This is a genomic window from Bacillus sp. FSL K6-1284 (assembly GCF_038002625.1).
GTDB lineage: Bacteria > Bacillota > Bacilli > Bacillales > Bacillaceae > Bacillus > Bacillus paralicheniformis.
The window spans coordinates 2923361-2939504 of the sequence record NZ_JBBOCW010000001.1 but is presented as its reverse complement, the minus strand read 5'-3'; the positions used below and the strand labels follow the sequence as shown (position 1 = coordinate 2939504).

Here is a 16144-nt window from a genome sequence, read left to right as displayed (position 1 = left end):
TCCATCTATTTATTATGTTTCCTTTAATTGTTCATTCAGCACGCTGTCCTCCAAAACGGCAAATTTGTCTCCATACACTTTCGTAATATGTGTTTCACCCCAGGCGCACAATGAATCCAATATGTCTTTAAGCGTCCCTCCGTATTCGCTGAGTTCGTATTCGACCTTCGGCGGCACCTGCTGGTACACGAGCCGATTGATGACGCCGTCCTCCTCCAGTTCGCGCAGCTGCTGGGTCAGCATTTTCTGCGTAATGTTCGGCATCAGCCGCTTCAGCTCGCTCGTGCGTTTTTTGCCGTGCGTCAAATGGCACAAAATCACACATTTCCATTTACCTCCAATTACTTCAAGTGTAGCTTCGACAGATATATTGTACTTTTTCGGCTTCATGTTCTCCTCCAAACCATAGGAACCGAAAAGTACCTATCTAACTTTTTGGTTCCTATCGCACTTAAAAGTGCGTACTTTTTTTTATAGATGATATGTACCATAATATCATTTGCCGGCAGACATTTGCTATACATTAAAAACGAAAGGGGGAAAAAGAATGACTTCTGTTCATGATAAAAAACGCAGTATATTAGCGCTTTTAGCCTTGGCGGCCAGCGCATTTGCCATCGGAACAACCGAATTCATCAGCGTGGGGCTTCTGCCTTTAATTGCTGATGACATGAACATTTCAGTGACGACCGCGGGGCTGACTGTATCGTTATACGCTTTGGGCGTGACAGTCGGCGCACCCGTATTGACGTCTGTCACATCGAGTATGCCGAGAAAAGCGCTGTTGCTTGTGATTATGATTATTTTTATGATCGGAAACGGGCTTGCGGCATGTGCCGGAAGCATCGGTGTTTTATTAACCGCCCGCGTGATTTCCGCGTTTTCTCATGGCGTATTTATGTCAATCGGTTCAACGATTGCGGCAAGCCTGGTCCCGGCGGATAAAAGAGCCGGAGCGATATCAATTATGTTTACCGGTCTGACGGTTGCGATGATTACCGGAGTTCCCATCGGCACGTTCCTCGGTCAGCTGTTCGGCTGGCGGATTGCTTTTGCGGCGATCGTCGCTGTCGGCGCACTGGCGTTTATCGCCAACAGCTTTCTTGTTCCGGCCGATTTGCCGAAAGGCGTCCGAACGTCTTTCAAGAGCCAATTGAAACTTGTAACCAATGGCCGTCTGCTGCTTTTATTCATCATTACGGCGCTTGGTTATGGAGGAACATTTGTTGTCTTTACGTATTTATCCCCGCTGCTTCAGCATGTGACAGGTTTTAAACAGGAAGCTGTTGCCGTCATTTTGCTTGCATACGGCATTGCCGTCGCGCTCGGAAATATCATCGGAGGTAAAGCGGCCAACCAAAAACCGCTTACTGCATTATTCTATATGTTCATCGCCCAAGCGGTTGTGCTTCTCATCTTAACGGCGGCTGCTCCTTATCAGGCAGCGGGCTTTATCGTCATCATGCTGATGGGATTTTTAGCATTTATGAATGTCCCCGGGCTCCAGTCCTATGTGGTAATTCTGGCTGAACGGTTTGTTCCGGGGGCGGTAGATGTCGCATCAGCTGTCAATATCGCTGCATTCAACGCCGGGATCGCGATCGGATCTTATACAGGAGGCGCCATCACACAGTCGATCGGTTTGATTCACACTCCATGGGCCGGAGCTTTGATGGTGCTCGGCGCCGTCGCGCTGACGGGCTGGAGCAGGGCGCTGGAACGAAATGACCAAAAACAAAATCAAGCTTTAAAGAAAAACTGCGCATGATGTATACAAAAATATGAGGGGGCCAATTAGATGACGGCAAAAAATCTGCAAGATCGAATCACATTGAATAACGGGACGGACATGCCCTGGTTTGGACTAGGCGTGTTTAAAGTAGAGGAAGGGCCCGAACTGGTGCAAGCCGTAAAAACGGCAATCAAGCACGGCTACCGCAGTATCGATACGGCAGCCATCTACGGAAATGAAGAAGGGGTTGGCCAAGGAATTCGCGAAGGGTTGAAAGAAGCCGGAATTTCTAGAGAAGACTTGTTTGTTACGTCAAAGGTCTGGAATGACGATTTAGGCTATGACGAAACGATTGCAGCCTACGAAGCGAGTCTCGAAAAGCTCGGGCTCGATTACCTGGATTTATACCTGATCCACTGGCCTGTTGAAGGGCGCTATAAAGCGGCGTGGAAAGCCCTTGAAACTCTTTATGAACAAGGGCGCGTAAAAGCAATCGGCGTCAGCAATTTTCACGTTCACCATCTGGAAGACTTGCTGAAAGATGCCGCCGTCAAACCGGTGATCGACCAGGTCGAGTATCACCCGCGGCTCACGCAGAAAGAGCTGCAAGCGTTTTGCCGTTCGCACAGCATCCAGCTTCAAGCATGGTCGCCGCTGATGCAAGGCCAATTGCTCAGCCACCCGCTGCTGAAAGATATCGCGGACAAGCACGGCAAGACACCTGCTCAAGTCATTTTACGCTGGGATTTGCAAAACGGAGTCATCACCATTCCAAAGTCGACAAAAGCGGAGCGAATTGCCCAAAACGCGGACGTATTTGATTTTGAACTGACCCTCGAGGAAATGAAGCAAATTGACGGGCTGAATGAAAACACCCGTGTCGGTCCTGATCCTGATAACTTTGACTTTTAACAAAAAACGGCCCCGTTCGAATTTCCGAGCGGGGCTTCGACACATTTTTTATCCGCCGTTTTTCACAGGTAAAGGCCATAACATGAAAGAGAAAACGAGATATTAAGAGAAAATAGAAGGTAATAAGTCATAAACTGTGTAAAAAAGGTTATAAAATTGATAAACGAGGAAATTTGATCATTTATGAAACTTTACACGATGATTGAACGGGCGTAATATAAATCTCATCAAAAAACTGAATAAAATTTCCAATTAACGTAACCGCTGAATTCCAATTGGAAGCGGGGGAACCAATTTTTTGTGGCGCTGCCACTTGGGGTGAATCCTTTTCAAGGTAAGGTGACTCTTTGCACCTGAATCCGACAGCTAACCTCGCAAGCGTTTAAAGAGAACCAAAAAACGTGCATAAAGCACGGTTTCTTAACTGTGCCCAAAAAAGCCGTAAGAGGTTTGTTCTCTTGCGGCTTTTTTTCGTGCAAAAAACATGAAAGGAGGTGAGCGGAGTGCTGGATATCGTGATGCTGGCCATTGTCGCATTTTTAGCGGAGATGATGTTTCTATTGCTAAGATGGGCGGGGAAAACCGCTGATCAATCATAAATGTGAAAGGAGTGATTGCCATGACGCTATTGGCAGCGGGAGCAGCCGCCATGTTTGTCTATTTGACTTATGCTTTATTGAATCCTGAGAAATTTTAATTGTACACAAATTGGGGGTATTGAAATGACGACGCTCATATCCATCTGTTTTATCCTGCTTGCCGCATTGCTGGCAGCCAAACCAATGGGGATTTACATAGCGAAGGTATTTGACGGCGCCCCGTCCAAAATCGACCGGTTTTTTCTTCCAGCGGAACGCTTGCTGCTGGAGCTGGGCGGAGTAAAAGGAGAAAACCAATCGTGGAAGAAATACGCCGCCGCGCTGGTACTCACGAATACGGCGATGATTTTCATCGTTTATCTCGTTTTTCGTCTGCAGGGTGTACTGCCTTTAAATCCTGAAAAGGTCGCGGGAATGGAACCTACACTGGCTTTTAATACGGCAGTCAGTTTTATGACGAATACAAATTTGCAGCATTACAGCGGCGAAAGCGGTCTGTCCATGCTTTCGCAGATGATTGCGATCACCTTTTTAATGTTTGCCGCTCCCGCTACGGCGCTGGCAGCCGCGGTTGCGATGATTCGGGGGCTCGCCGGGAAACCGTTCGGCAACTTTTTTGTCGATTTGGTCCGTTCGATCACGCGGATTTTACTGCCGATCACAGTTGTGGTGTCGCTTGTTTTCGTCGCCCTAGGCGTACCGCAGACGCTTGACGGTTCCGTGACAGCCCATACGGTGAGCGGAGGTGAGCAGTCCATTGTTCGGGGGCCGGTGGCGTCCTTTTTATCCATCAAAGAGCTGGGGAACAACGGCGGGGGGTATTTTGGCGTCAACTCTTCTCATCCATTTGAAAATCCGAATGGATGGAGCAATGCGATTCAAATTTTATTAATGCTCTTGATTACCATCTCACTGCCGTTTACGTATGGGAAAATGGTTGGGAATCTGAAGCAAGGCCGCATTCTTTTTGTATCCGCAGGTCTTTTGTTTTTGCTTTCAGCCGGGGCAGCTTTCATGGCGGAATCGCAAGGCAATCCCGTCATCAATCAGCTCGGAATCGAGCACACAGAAGGCAGCATGGAGGGTAAGGAAGTGCGGTTTGGAACATTGAATTCAGCTTTTTATGCGATGGTTACCACCGCAAGCGAGACAGGAGCCGTCAATACGATGCACGACACGCTCACGCCACTAACGGGTCTTTTGGCATTGCTTAATATGATGCTGAACACGGTGTTTGGCGGAATAGGCGCCGGATTGATGAACATGCTTCTATACGCGATGGTTGCGGTTTTTCTGTCGGGCTTAATGGTCGGAAGAACGCCTGAGTTTTTAGGCAAAAAAATTGAAGGAAAAGAAATGAAGCTTTTAGCCGTTACTCTGCTGATTCATCCTTTGTTAATCTTAGGGGCGTCAGCGCTTGCCGTCATGACGCAAGCGGGTCAAGCTGCAATTTCAAATCCCGGATTTCACGGGATCAGCCAGATTTTATACGAATATACGTCTTCAGCCGCGAATAACGGTTCAGGATTTGAAGGGCTCGGAGACGCGTCGCCTTTTTGGAATATAACAACGGGAATTGTGATGTTTATCGGCCGTTATTTCTCAATTGTCACACTGCTCGCAGTTGCAGGGTCACTTTTGAAAAAGCAAACCGTTCCGGAAACAATCGGAACATTTCGCACCGATTCAAGCCTGTTCAGCGGGATTTTTATCGCTTCGATCCTGATCGTCGGGGCTTTAACATTCTTTCCGGTGCTTGTGTTGGGACCGGCCACAGAATATTTAACATTACGATAAGGGGGCTTTACTCATGAACGATTTGCATCATTCCAGTCAACAGGCCACACCGGATGCCGTTCACACAACAAAGCAAACGATGAACGACACGATCATCAAAGATGCGGTCAAACATGCCTTTTTAAAATTAGATCCGCGAACTATGATCAAAAATCCGATTATGTTTGTCGTAGAAGTTGGATTTTTCATAACGGTTCTGCTTTCCGTGTTTCCCCGGTTTTTCGGCAGTACGGCGGCTCCCTGGTTCAATCCGGCGGTTTCTTTCATTTTGCTGATCACCGTGTTATTCGCGAATTTCGCCGAAGCGCTGGCTGAAGGAAGAGGAAAGGCGCAGGCCGATTCTTTAAAACAGACGAAAAAAGGGGTTTCGGCCAATAAAGTAATGGATGACCGCATTGAGAAGGTAGCGCCTGCCGAGCTTAGAAAGGGGGACATCGTCATCGTCTCCCAGGGAGAAATGATACCTGGCGACGGTGAAGTCATCGCGGGTCTCGCATCAGTAGACGAATCGGCCATCACGGGAGAGTCTGCTCCGGTCATAAAGGAAGCAGGCGGTGATTTCAGCTCTGTTACGGGAGGCACCCGGGTCGTCAGCGATTCGATTAAAGTCAAGATCACGAGTGATCCGGGTGAAACGTTCCTCGATCAGATGATCGCTTTAGTCGAAGGGGCTGAAAGGCAAAAAACGCCGAATGAAATCGCGTTGAATACGGTTTTAACGAGCTTAACGCTGATTTTTCTGATTGTTGTTGCGACACTCCCGTTTTTCACGTCCTATCTCGGTTTTCAAATTGATCCCGCCGTCTTGATTGCCCTGCTTGTCTGTCTTATACCGACGACGATCGGCGGGCTCCTGTCAGCCATCGGGATTGCGGGAATGGATCGCGTGACCCGCTTCAACGTTCTGGCGATGTCGGGGAAAGCTGTCGAGGCTGCGGGCGACATTAACACGATTGTTCTTGATAAAACAGGGACGATCACTTTTGGAAACCGGATGGCCGGGGAATTTGTCCCTGTCGGAGATGAATCGCTTCAAACCGTTGGTGAATATGCGGCGCTTGGCTCCATCCATGACGAAACACCGGAAGGACGCTCAGTCATCGAACTCGCTGATAAACTCTCGATTCACTATGACTCGTCCGTTGCTGAAGCAGGAGAACCGATTGAATTCAAGGCGGAAACGAGAATGAGCGGCGTGAACCTGCCCGACGGAAGGCACATTCGCAAAGGCGCTGTCGATGCCGTGAAAAAGTGGGTGATCAACAATGGCGGAACGATACCTTCGAATCTCGATCTGGAAAGCGAACGGATTTCAAAAGAAGGCGGAACACCGCTGGCTGTAGCGGCAGACGGAACAATCTTCGGGTTGATCTATTTAAAAGACACCGTTAAACCGGGCATGAAAGAGCGCTTTGCCGAGCTTCGCAAAATGGGGATCAAAACGGTGATGTGCACAGGCGACAATCCATTAACGGCCGCTACGATCGCAAGGGAAGCGGGCGTTGATGACTTTATTGCCGAAAGCAAGCCCGAAGACAAGATTAATGTGATCAAGCGCGAACAATCTGAAGGAAAGCTTGTCGCCATGACGGGCGACGGAACCAATGACGCGCCCGCACTTGCGCAGGCTGATGTCGGGCTTGCCATGAACAGCGGCACAACAGCTGCCAAGGAAGCAGCGAATATGGTGGACCTTGATTCGAATCCGACAAAAATCATTGAAGTCGTCTCGATCGGAAAGCAGCTGCTTATGACGCGCGGCGCTTTGACTACGTTCAGCATCGCAAACGATATCGCCAAATATTTTGCCATCATCCCGGCGATGTTTATGCTGGCGATTCCCGAGATGAACGCGCTGAACATCATGAGGCTTGGTTCGCCGATTTCAGCGATCTTATCTGCGCTGATATTTAACGCGCTGATCATCCCGCTTCTTGTGCCTTTAGCCATGAAAGGAATTGCTTATAAGCCGATGAGCTCAAATGCTTTGCTGGCCCGCAATTTATTGATCTATGGCCTCGGCGGCGTCATCGTCCCTTTCATCGGAATCAAGCTGATCGATATGCTGCTTCAGATTATGTTGTAAGGAGGAATCGTCATGAAAGAAATCGGAGTAATCTTCAGAATCAGCCTGCTGTTAATGCTGGTTTGCGGGCTTGGATATCCGCTCGCGCTGACAGGGATTTCACAGGCCGCCATGCCTGGAAAGTCAAATGGAAGTCTTGTGTATGACCGGCAGGGGAATGTGATCGGCTCTGAACTCATTGGCCAGCGGTTTAGAGACCCGCGGCTCTTTCAAGGAAGGGAATCCAGCATCAAGTATGATGCCGCAGGATCTGGATCCCCAAACGAAGCGCCGTCAAATCCCGATTTGCTGAAACGGATGAAAGCATCGATTGAAAAGTGGAAGGAGGAAAACCCTGATGTTCCGATCAGTAAACTGCCGGTCGATTTAGTCACGAACTCCGCTTCGGGATTAGACCCTGATATCAGTCCCGACGGGGCGATGGCGCAAATTCCGAGAATCAGCCGTCTGACAGGACTGCCGGAGAAAGAGCTTGTGCAGCTTGTTCATCAGCATACCAAAAGCGACTTCTTAAGTGAACCGCGCGTCAACGTGCTGCTTCTCAATATCGATTTAAAAGAAAAACTGAAGTAGAATGCTGCCCGGTGTCTGATCATACGACACCGGGAAAAACAAACTTGATGAGAAAACGGAGATGCTGCAATGCGGACAAAAAACACCCGTGATTATCGAAGGAAGACGCCGGGAGAACTGCTGGCCGAAATTGAACAGCTGAAAAGAGGGTATTGGACCATTTATATCGGTTCTGCGCCGGGAGTCGGAAAAACGTATCGGATGCTCCAGGAAGCGCACGATTTAAAGCGTGAAGGGATCGATGCCGTGATCGGCCTTGTCGAAACGCATCATCGAAAAGACACGGCAGCACTCGTCACAGGTTTAGAAGTCATTCCAAAACGAAACATTTCATATAAAGGGATAACGATGGGAGAAATGGATGTCGATGCGATTATTAACCGGAAGCCAGACCTTGTGCTTGTCGATGAACTGGCTCACACCAATGTGCCAGGTTCGAAAAATGAAAAGCGGTACATGGACGTTGAAGATATTTTACAGGAAGGCATCAACGTGCTGTCCGCCGTCAATATCCAGCATATCGAAAGCGTCCATGATATCGTTCAACACGTCACCGGGGTGAAAGTGAGAGAACGGATCCCGGACCGCGTATTGGAATTGGCGAATGAAGTCATCTTGATTGACGTCACTCCGGAAACATTGCAAAAGCGGCTTCAGGAAGGAAAGGTATATGAAAAACATAAGATTCAACAGGCTTTAACCCATTTTTTTACGAAAAATAATTTAGCTGCGTTGAGAGAGCTCGCCTTGCGTGAAGTTGCAGATGATGTGGATGATCGTCTGGAACGGACGAACGGCAGCCTCCGGCCGAGGGGAACGAATGAAAAGATTTTGGTGTGCGTCCAGCACGGAAAAAATGCCGAAAAACTGATACGGCGCGGATGGAGAATCGCAAGCCGGCTGAAGGCCGATCTGCTCGTTTTAAACGTGTCGCGCACGTCAAAGGAGCAGCTGGCCCCGACAGAACGGGATAAAATCGGGCAATGGGAGACGCTCTGTGCACAATTCGGCGCCGAATTCATTTTTAAACACTCAAACAAAAGGCGCATTTCTGAAACGATCACTGATACAGCGAAACAGCACGGCATTACACAAATCGTACTCGGCCAATCCGCCCGATCGCGATGGGAAGAAATCAGAAAAGGCTCGATTGTCAACAGCATTATGAGGCATACAGACGGAATCGACCTTCACATTGTCTCGGATGAGAAAGCTTGAGATCGGGATGCCGTTGTTAAAGGATGTTCAGCGGCGCCTGCGGCCTCCAGTATCAGCAGTTCTTTTTTCATCTCCAATCCGCCCCGGTATCCCGTGAGCTGTCCGTTTTTGCCGATAACCCGATGGCACGGCACTACTATTAACAGCGGATTTGCGCCGATCGCCGTACCTACGGCCCGGACAGCGTTCCGCTTTTGTATATGCCCGGCGATATCGGAATAGGAACGCGTGCTGCCGAAAGGAATTTCGGAGAGCGCCTGCCACACGGCTAGCTGAAAAGGCGTTCCGGCAAGGTCGACAGGAAAGCTGAAATGAGTCCGCTTGCCATCTAAATACGCCTGAATCTGCTCGGCGTATTCTGTCAACCCTTTGTCATCCCGAATGAAAACTGGCTGTGCGTACCTTTTTTCAGCCCAAGCGGCCAGCTCCCCGAATCCTTGATTCCATGCCCCTGTAAAACAGAGCCCGTGGGCAGTCGCCGCAATGTGAATCTGCGAGCGGCGGCAAGTCAGCGTACGCCAGTATACGATTTGATCTTCCATATGTTTACCTCCGTTTCATTTGCCGGTATGACGTCGGTGATTGCCCTGTTTTCTTTTTAAACAAAGCGGCAAAATAATCCGCATTCCCGATGCCTATCATTGAGGCGATTTCTGCGATCGTTCGTTCAGAATGGGCAAGCAAAACGAATGCTTTCTCAATCCTTTTCTGCAGGATGTATTCTGCCGGCGAGACGCCTTTGATTCGTTTAAACGTCCGCTGCAGATGAAAAGGGCTGATATGGCACCTGTCAGCCAAAGCTTGCAGAGACAGCGGATCGCGATAAGATTCCTCGATGATTTGCACCGCCCGCTGTGCCAGCTCTTCATCCGGCAGCAGCATCCCGGCCGGATTGCAGCGTTTGCAGGGGCGGTACCCTTCTGATAAAGCATCTTTTGCATTGAAAAAGATTTGCACATTTTCGATTTGCGGAACTCTCGATTTGCAGGAAGGGCGGCAAAATATCCCGGTCGTTTTGACCGCGTAATAAAAAACTCCGTCATAGGCGGAATCGTTTTCCGTAATCGCCCGCCACCTTTCAGGCGTCAATCGTGATTTGCTGTTCATATCTTCACCCCGATCTATGTCAGTATAACCTAAATGACAGCCGGAGGTGGAGAGGCGGGGAATGGCACAGCAAGAAGACAAAGAAGAAGAGGGACGGTTGCCTGCGTCTCCGAAACGCGCTACAATTCATTTACAATACAGGATGAGGTGAGAATATTGCCGAAATCAGAGAAGCAGGCCTCCTAAAATAAAAAAGCTATATTTTAGGAGGTAAAACATGAATTTTCAAACAATCGATCTCGACACTTGGTATAGAAAATATTATTTTGACCATTACATGAAGGAAGCGAAATGTTCTTTCAGTATAACGACAAACGTCAATGTGACCAATTTGCTTGCCGTGCTCAAGAAAAAGAAGATCAAGCTGTACCCGGTTTTTATTTATATCGTATCAAGGGCCATTCATTCGCGTCCCGAGTTTAGAACAACTTTTAACGACAAAGGACAGCTGGGATATTGGGAACAAATGCACCCGTGCTATACGATTTTTCATCAGGACGACCAAACGTTTTCCGCCCTCTGGACAGAATACTCAGATGATTTCTCGCGGTTTTATCGTCAATATCTTCAGGATGCCGAGCGCTTTGGAGACAAAAAGGGCTTGTGGGCTAAGCCGGACATCCCGCCCAATGCGTTTTCAGTTTCTTCTATTCCATGGGTGCGCTTTACAAACTTTAATTTAAACCTAGATAACAGCGAACACTTGCTGCCGATTATTACAAACGGGAAATACTTTTCAGAAGGCGGTGAAACATTTTTGCCGGTTTCCCTGCAAGTACACCATGCAGTGTGTGACGGCTATCATGCCGGCGCTTTTATGAACGAGTTGGAACGGCTTGCCGCCGATTGTGAGGAGTGGCTTATGTGACAGAGGAAAGGCCGATAGGATTCGGCCTTTTTTATATGCACTTCTTAGCGGGGTCTCCTGCCATCTCTCCCTGCTGTTTAAATTTACTCACGGGATTTGGAACGCCGGCTCTCAACAAACTTCCGGTAATGAAAATCATGAACCAAACGGATCGTCGGCCTGATTAACAGCTGAAAGCTGCCGATCACAAACATCCATATTCCCGCCGGCTTCAGTTCCTCGAAGAAAAAACAGAAGCTCCCGACAAGGAATAAAAGACCGATAAGAAAATCGTTTAATGTATGAAGAACTTTGTATCTTTTTTTGAAAAAGAGTTCGTATCGATCATTGTGGTTTTGCGGCATTGCTTGATCCCTCCAGTCCTTTTATTACCCTGCCGGAAGCAGGAGTGAAACGTCGGTATGCATAGGATTTATGAATAAGGAAAAACATATGGGGACATCGACCATCGAGGAGTGAAAAATATGCGGCTATTCATATGTGCATTGTGCCTGTTCAGCATGATTGTTCCGACAATTGAAACAAAAGCGCTGACGTTTGAAGAATTGCCGGTTAAACAGGCTTCAAAACAATGGGAAGTTCAAATCGGTAAAGCCGAAGCAAAAAACGGAATGGCGAAGCCGGAAAAAGGTAGCTTTCATACTTATGCTGTCGAAATCAAAAACATTGGACACGATGTAGCTTCGGCGGAAATTTATCTCTATCGGAATGAACCCAATTCTTCAACGAAATTTTCGCTTTGGAATATTCCTCACGACAATGCGGTCTCTTTAGCCAAAAGCTTAAATGACGGAAGCCCTGTCAAGCACCGGAATTTGCTATTGGCAGAGAATGCGACCGAATTGGAAGTGGACTTGATTTGGACGGAAAAAGGGAGCGAAGGCAGACTTTTAAAGGAATCGTTTATTTTCAAAGGGAGATGAATCATAAAGATAGAGGCCGTTGAACCGTCAACGGCCTTTTTTGTGAAAGTTAAGGCAGCCGGTCGTTCGGCCAACATAGTATCGAAGTGAACGTTGATCAGCAGAGCTTTCACAAAACATTTACATTTAGAGAAAAATACAGGATGTTTTCACCAATATTTTCTCAATAATGATACACTATTGACAAGCTGCTACTTTGGGTGGGGTGTTTCTGTGGATGCTGATGAAGCAAAAACACCAGACTGTGTCATGAGAGCACGAACAAATCGATATAAAAGTAGGAGAGTCTTGATTGTCAATCTGTAAAAGATCTTTTTTTTATCCCGTGATTCGGCTTTAAAGTTCTGAATCTTCAAGAAGTTTGCCGCCTTTTTGCTGATCAATCGAGAACAAAGGATGATACATATGAAAAGAATAGATAAAATCTACCATCAGCTGCTGGATAATTTTCGCGAAACGAATATCCATCAGCTTTTAAAGATACAAGGGAATTCGGCTCAAGAAATCGCCGGTCAGCTGCAAATGGAGCGTTCAAATGTCAGCTTTGAATTAAACAATCTCGTTCGTGCCAAAAAGGTGATCAAGATTAAAACGTTCCCTGTGCGCTATGTCCCGGTGGAAATCGTTGAAAACATCTTGAACATCAAATGGAACTCAGAGTTGATGGAGGTTGAAGAACTGAAGCGGCTGGCTGACGGCCAAAAAAAGCCGGCGCGCAACATGTCTGCCGATCCCCTCGAGCTCATGATCGGGGCTAAAGGGAGCTTGAAAAAGGCAATCTCTCAGGCGAAAGCGGCTGTCTTTTATCCTCCGCACGGCTTGCACATGCTGCTGCTCGGTCCGACGGGTTCAGGTAAATCGCTGTTTGCGAACCGGATCTACCAGTTCGCCGTTTATTCGGACATATTGAAGCCCGATTCCCCGTTCATCACATTCAACTGTGCCGATTATTATAACAATCCTCAATTATTGCTCTCGCAATTGTTCGGACATAAAAAAGGGTCGTTTACAGGTGCCGGCGAAGACAAAGCAGGATTAGTCGAACAGGCGGACGGGGGCATTCTGTTTATGGATGAAATTCATCGTCTCCCGCCGGAGGGGCAGGAAATGCTGTTTTATTTCATTGACAGCGGCACATACAACAGGCTTGGTGAAACAGAGCATAAGCGAACGGCAAAAGTCCTGTTTATCTGCGCAACAACAGAAAACCCGAGTTCTGCATTGCTGAAGACATTTTTACGGAGAATTCCGATGACCGTACATATTCCGTCGCTCGATGAACGGTCCCTTGGAGAAAGAGTGGAGCTGACAACGTTTTTATTGGGGAAAGAAGCAGAGCGGATCAAAAAAAACTTAAATGTTCATATCGACGTCTATAATGCATTGATTCATTCTGCAAAATTCGGAAATGTCGGGCAGCTGAAATCAAATGTGCAGCTGGTCTGTGCGCACGGATTTTTAAATAACCTTGACAAAGACGAGGTTGTTGAACTGACCGTCCGGGATCTTCCCGATGAGATCAAACAGGACTGGATGTCCAGCAGCAAAAATATCGAACGGAGCAAAATGATTTCTGAATACGTCAACATTACAACGATCATCTCTCCGATTGTGGAAGATGATACAACGAAAATCGATGACTCATTTAACTTATACCATGTCATAGAAGAAAAAGCGAAAATCCTGAATAAAGAAGGCTTAACAAAAAAACAAATCAATCAATATATTTTAACGGATATTCATTTGCACGTCAGAAGCTTTTTTAATCAGAAAATGCTTCAAAACCACAGCTTGCTCAAATTCGTTGAAGACGACGTGATTCAGATGACGAAAGAATTAAAGGAAGTCGCTGAACATGAGTTAGACTGCAAATTCGACCGTAAATTCATCTATTTCCTGAGCATGCACATCGCCGCATTTTTAAAGCGCGGAAAACAGATTGATGTTTTAAACCCGCAGGAAACAGATGAAATCAGGGAAACCCATGTGAAAGAATATGAGGTCGCACTGATTTTCAAAGATAAAATTCAAGCGTATTTTAAAGTAACCGTTCCGGAAATCGAAGTCATCTACTTGACGATGCTGATTCAGTCGATTAAATCATGGAAAGAAAACAAAAGGACGGGCATTGTCGTGGCGGCTCATGGAAACAGCACGGCGAGCTCTATGGTTGAAGTAGCCACTGAACTGCTGGGGAGCACCCCGATTGCTGCGGTTGATATGCCTTTGACCGTTTCACCTGCGGAAATCGTAAGCAGTCTGGCGGAGAAAGTGAAGCAGGTTGATGAAGGAGAAGGCGTATTAATGCTTGTCGACATGGGATCGCTTGCGATGCTGGAAACAAGGCTCGAACAACAAACGGGCGTAAAAATAAAAACGATCAGCAATGTTACGACATCGATGGTGCTTGACGCTGTCCGCAAGGTGAATTATTTGAATTTGAATTTGCACGCCATCTATGATTCGGTTACAAAGGATTTCATCGATTTATGGGCCGATAAACCGCGGGTCTCAGGCAAAAAGAAGGCGATCGTCTCCATTTGCACGACAGGCGGCGGAACGGCGAAAAAGCTCGAAGAGATCTTAACAGCAATCGTGAGCAGGACATCAGATGAACAAATCAGCATTTTGACGGTGTCATCGATCAAATTAGCAAGCCGCATGAAAGAAATTGAAAAAGCGTATGAGATCCTTGCCACGGTGGGCACGAAGAATCCTAAAATCGATGCTCCGCACGTGCCTTTAGAAGTATTGATTGAAGGCGAAGGAGAAAAAGTGATTCAGCAAGTGATTGGAAACGGCAATGTCCCTGCGAGCGGCGGATTATCCGGTAAAAATGTGGTGGTGAAGGAGCTGTGCGAAGACAGCCTGAAAAAATATCTTGTCTTTTTGAATCCCTATCATATGATAGACATGCTGTTGGAGTGGCTTCAGACGGTTCAAGACGAACTGCGCATCACATTCAGCAACGCGGTGCTGATCAAAGTCATCATGCATACCGCTTTTGCTTTTGAAAGGGTGATCAAACAGAATCCGATCGCTTTTCCTGAGGAAGAAGAAATGAATGATCAGCTTCAAAACGTTCTTCACATCACAGAGAAAACATTAAAGCCTTACGAAGAAAAGCTTGGACTCGCGATCAGCGAAGATGAAAAAATATTTATCGCGACCATCTTTTCTGAAGACTTATAGCTGTTTTCCATGAGCGATTTTTTCAGGTAAACCTGTATTAAGTGGAATCCCATTTTAATACAGGTTTATTTTTATGCTTGAATGTGTTTCAAACTTGAAAATCATTCGTCTTGAGATGCAGTGAAAGCGCTTAATACAACTTTGTTGGCACGATCCTTGCATTATAAATAAGCGAACGAAAAAAGAAAGGAGCAATGTACATGATTACAGTCATTATCAGCGGCCACGGAAACTTTCCCACAGCATTAAAAGAATCTTCAGGGATGATATTCGGAGAAGAAGACAGCCTGATCGCGGTGCCGTTTCTGAAAGGGGAAGGCATTCAGACACTGCAAGAAAAATATCATCAGACGCTGAAGGACATTCCGGAGGAACACGAGGTGCTTTTTTTAGTGGATATTTTCGGCGGGACGCCATACAACGCAGCGACTCCTTACATCGCGAAGGAGCGGAGATTCGATATGGCAGCCGGCGTGAACCTGCCGATTTTGTTAGAGGCATTGAGCTTGAGGGAGCATATGCCGCTCAAACAACTGCTGAACCAGTTGAAAAAGATGAGCCGGGAATGCTTCCAAATCTGCAGCGAACAATTGGAAAAATTCAGTCAGTCTAATCAGGGAAGAGAGGATGAATTGTAATGAAAATCGTTTTAGCAAGAATTGATGACCGCTTTATTCACGGCCAAGTATTAACAAGATGGATTAAAATCCACGCTGCTGACCGCATTATCGTCGTCTCTGATGAGGTGGCGCAGGACGAAATGAGAAAAACGCTGATCCTTTCTGTCGCACCTTCAAATGTGAAAGCCAGCGCCGTTTCGATCTCCAAAATGGCCAAAGCGTTTCACAGTCCGCGGTACGAAGATACGACGGCAATGCTGTTATTCGAAAATCCGGGCGACATTGTTTCTTTAATCGAAGCAGGTGTTCCGATCGAAACAGTCAATGTCGGCGGGATGCGCTTCGAGAATAACCGCAGGCAAATCACGAAATCGGTAAGCGTGACTGAAAAGGACATCAAAGCGTTTGAACAATTGCACGGATTGGGCGTGAAGCTGGAACTGAGGCAGCTGCCGTCAGATTCGAGCGAAGACTTTATGCAGATTTTAAGAAACGCAATAAAATCCTAGAAGGAGGG

Annotated in this window: 16 protein-coding genes and 1 riboswitch; of the genes, 12 read left to right on the top strand and 4 right to left on the bottom strand. The window is 47.1% G+C overall.

What is annotated here, in order from left to right:
• Nucleotides 1-12: 12 nt before the first annotated feature.
• Nucleotides 13-390: a winged helix-turn-helix transcriptional regulator gene (locus MHB72_RS15050; RefSeq protein WP_340903190.1), complete on the bottom strand. Its 378-nt coding sequence runs from the start codon at nucleotides 388-390 to the stop codon at nucleotides 13-15.
• A gap of 157 nt (nucleotides 391-547) precedes the next feature.
• Here MHB72_RS15050 and MHB72_RS15045 point away from each other — a divergent pair, with 157 nt between their 5' ends.
• The 7 genes from MHB72_RS15045 (at nucleotide 548) to kdpDN (ending at nucleotide 8917) form a co-directional block, all read left to right on the top strand.
• Nucleotides 548-1768, top strand: coding sequence for an MFS transporter (locus MHB72_RS15045; RefSeq protein ID WP_216919920.1), 1221 nt, complete (start codon nucleotides 548-550; stop codon nucleotides 1766-1768).
• A 30-nt stretch (nucleotides 1769-1798) separates the two neighbouring features.
• A complete protein-coding gene (locus MHB72_RS15040; RefSeq protein ID WP_023855356.1) occupies nucleotides 1799-2644 on the top strand; it encodes an aldo/keto reductase in 846 nt (281 codons plus the stop codon).
• A 252-nt stretch (nucleotides 2645-2896) separates the two neighbouring features.
• Nucleotides 2897-3039, top strand: a riboswitch (cyclic di-AMP (ydaO/yuaA leader).
• Nucleotides 3040-3263: 224 nt separating this feature from the next.
• Entirely contained in the window at nucleotides 3264-3341 is a 78-nt protein-coding gene (gene kdpF / locus MHB72_RS22920) for a K(+)-transporting ATPase subunit F (protein ID WP_116523382.1), read from the top strand.
• Between the two features lie 25 nt (nucleotides 3342-3366).
• Nucleotides 3367-5040, top strand: a complete 1674-nt coding sequence (gene kdpA / locus MHB72_RS15035; protein ID WP_216919922.1) for a potassium-transporting ATPase subunit KdpA — start codon at nucleotides 3367-3369, stop codon at nucleotides 5038-5040.
• A 79-nt stretch (nucleotides 5041-5119) separates the two neighbouring features.
• Nucleotides 5120-7126, top strand: coding sequence for a potassium-transporting ATPase subunit KdpB (kdpB, locus tag MHB72_RS15030; RefSeq protein WP_228119639.1), 2007 nt, complete (start codon nucleotides 5120-5122; stop codon nucleotides 7124-7126).
• Nucleotides 7127-7138: 12 nt separating this feature from the next.
• The gene (gene kdpC / locus MHB72_RS15025) at nucleotides 7139-7699 is read left to right on the top strand and encodes a potassium-transporting ATPase subunit KdpC (RefSeq protein ID WP_020452363.1); all 561 of its coding nucleotides are present in this window, start codon (nucleotides 7139-7141) and stop codon (nucleotides 7697-7699) included.
• Nucleotides 7700-7768: 69 nt separating this feature from the next.
• Complete coding sequence (gene kdpDN / locus MHB72_RS15020; RefSeq protein ID WP_205802273.1) at nucleotides 7769-8917, top strand: KdpD-like non-kinase potassium sensor; 1149 nt, start codon at nucleotides 7769-7771, stop codon at nucleotides 8915-8917.
• Here kdpDN and MHB72_RS15015 read toward each other — a convergent pair.
• The gene (locus MHB72_RS15015; protein WP_216919924.1) at nucleotides 8890-9459 is read right to left on the bottom strand and encodes a methylated-DNA--[protein]-cysteine S-methyltransferase; all 570 of its coding nucleotides are present in this window, start codon (nucleotides 9457-9459) and stop codon (nucleotides 8890-8892) included. The genes kdpDN and MHB72_RS15015 overlap by 28 nt on opposite strands.
• 4 nt (nucleotides 9460-9463) lie before the next feature.
• Nucleotides 9464-10024 carry a bifunctional transcriptional activator/DNA repair enzyme AdaA gene (locus tag MHB72_RS15010; protein ID WP_216919925.1) on the bottom strand — a complete coding sequence of 187 codons (561 nt, stop codon included), beginning with the start codon at nucleotides 10022-10024 and terminating at the stop codon, nucleotides 9464-9466.
• A gap of 217 nt (nucleotides 10025-10241) precedes the next feature.
• Between MHB72_RS15010 and catA the strand changes: the two genes are divergently transcribed.
• Nucleotides 10242-10892, top strand: coding sequence for a type A chloramphenicol O-acetyltransferase (gene catA / locus MHB72_RS15005; protein WP_216919927.1), 651 nt, complete (start codon nucleotides 10242-10244; stop codon nucleotides 10890-10892).
• A gap of 83 nt (nucleotides 10893-10975) precedes the next feature.
• On the opposite strand, the gene MHB72_RS15000 is transcribed toward catA, so the two are convergent.
• Nucleotides 10976-11236 carry a YrhK family protein gene (locus tag MHB72_RS15000; RefSeq protein WP_023855347.1) on the bottom strand — a complete coding sequence of 87 codons (261 nt, stop codon included), beginning with the start codon at nucleotides 11234-11236 and terminating at the stop codon, nucleotides 10976-10978.
• A gap of 120 nt (nucleotides 11237-11356) precedes the next feature.
• On the opposite strand from MHB72_RS15000, the gene MHB72_RS14995 reads away from it, so the two are divergent.
• The 4 genes from MHB72_RS14995 to MHB72_RS14980 all read left to right on the top strand — a co-directional run bounded on the left by MHB72_RS14995 (nucleotide 11357) and on the right by MHB72_RS14980 (nucleotide 16136).
• Complete coding sequence (locus MHB72_RS14995) at nucleotides 11357-11815, top strand: hypothetical protein (protein ID WP_216919929.1); 459 nt, start codon at nucleotides 11357-11359, stop codon at nucleotides 11813-11815.
• A gap of 405 nt (nucleotides 11816-12220) precedes the next feature.
• Nucleotides 12221-15007, top strand: coding sequence for a sigma 54-interacting transcriptional regulator (locus MHB72_RS14990; RefSeq protein WP_216919931.1), 2787 nt, complete (start codon nucleotides 12221-12223; stop codon nucleotides 15005-15007).
• A 200-nt stretch (nucleotides 15008-15207) separates the two neighbouring features.
• Complete coding sequence (locus MHB72_RS14985) at nucleotides 15208-15645, top strand: mannose/fructose/sorbose PTS transporter subunit IIA (RefSeq protein ID WP_020452356.1); 438 nt, start codon at nucleotides 15208-15210, stop codon at nucleotides 15643-15645.
• Nucleotides 15645-16136, top strand: a complete 492-nt coding sequence (locus MHB72_RS14980) for a mannose/fructose/sorbose PTS transporter subunit IIB (protein WP_216919933.1) — start codon at nucleotides 15645-15647, stop codon at nucleotides 16134-16136. The genes MHB72_RS14985 and MHB72_RS14980 overlap by 1 nt, the downstream gene beginning before the upstream one ends.
• Nucleotides 16137-16144 lie beyond the last annotated feature (8 nt).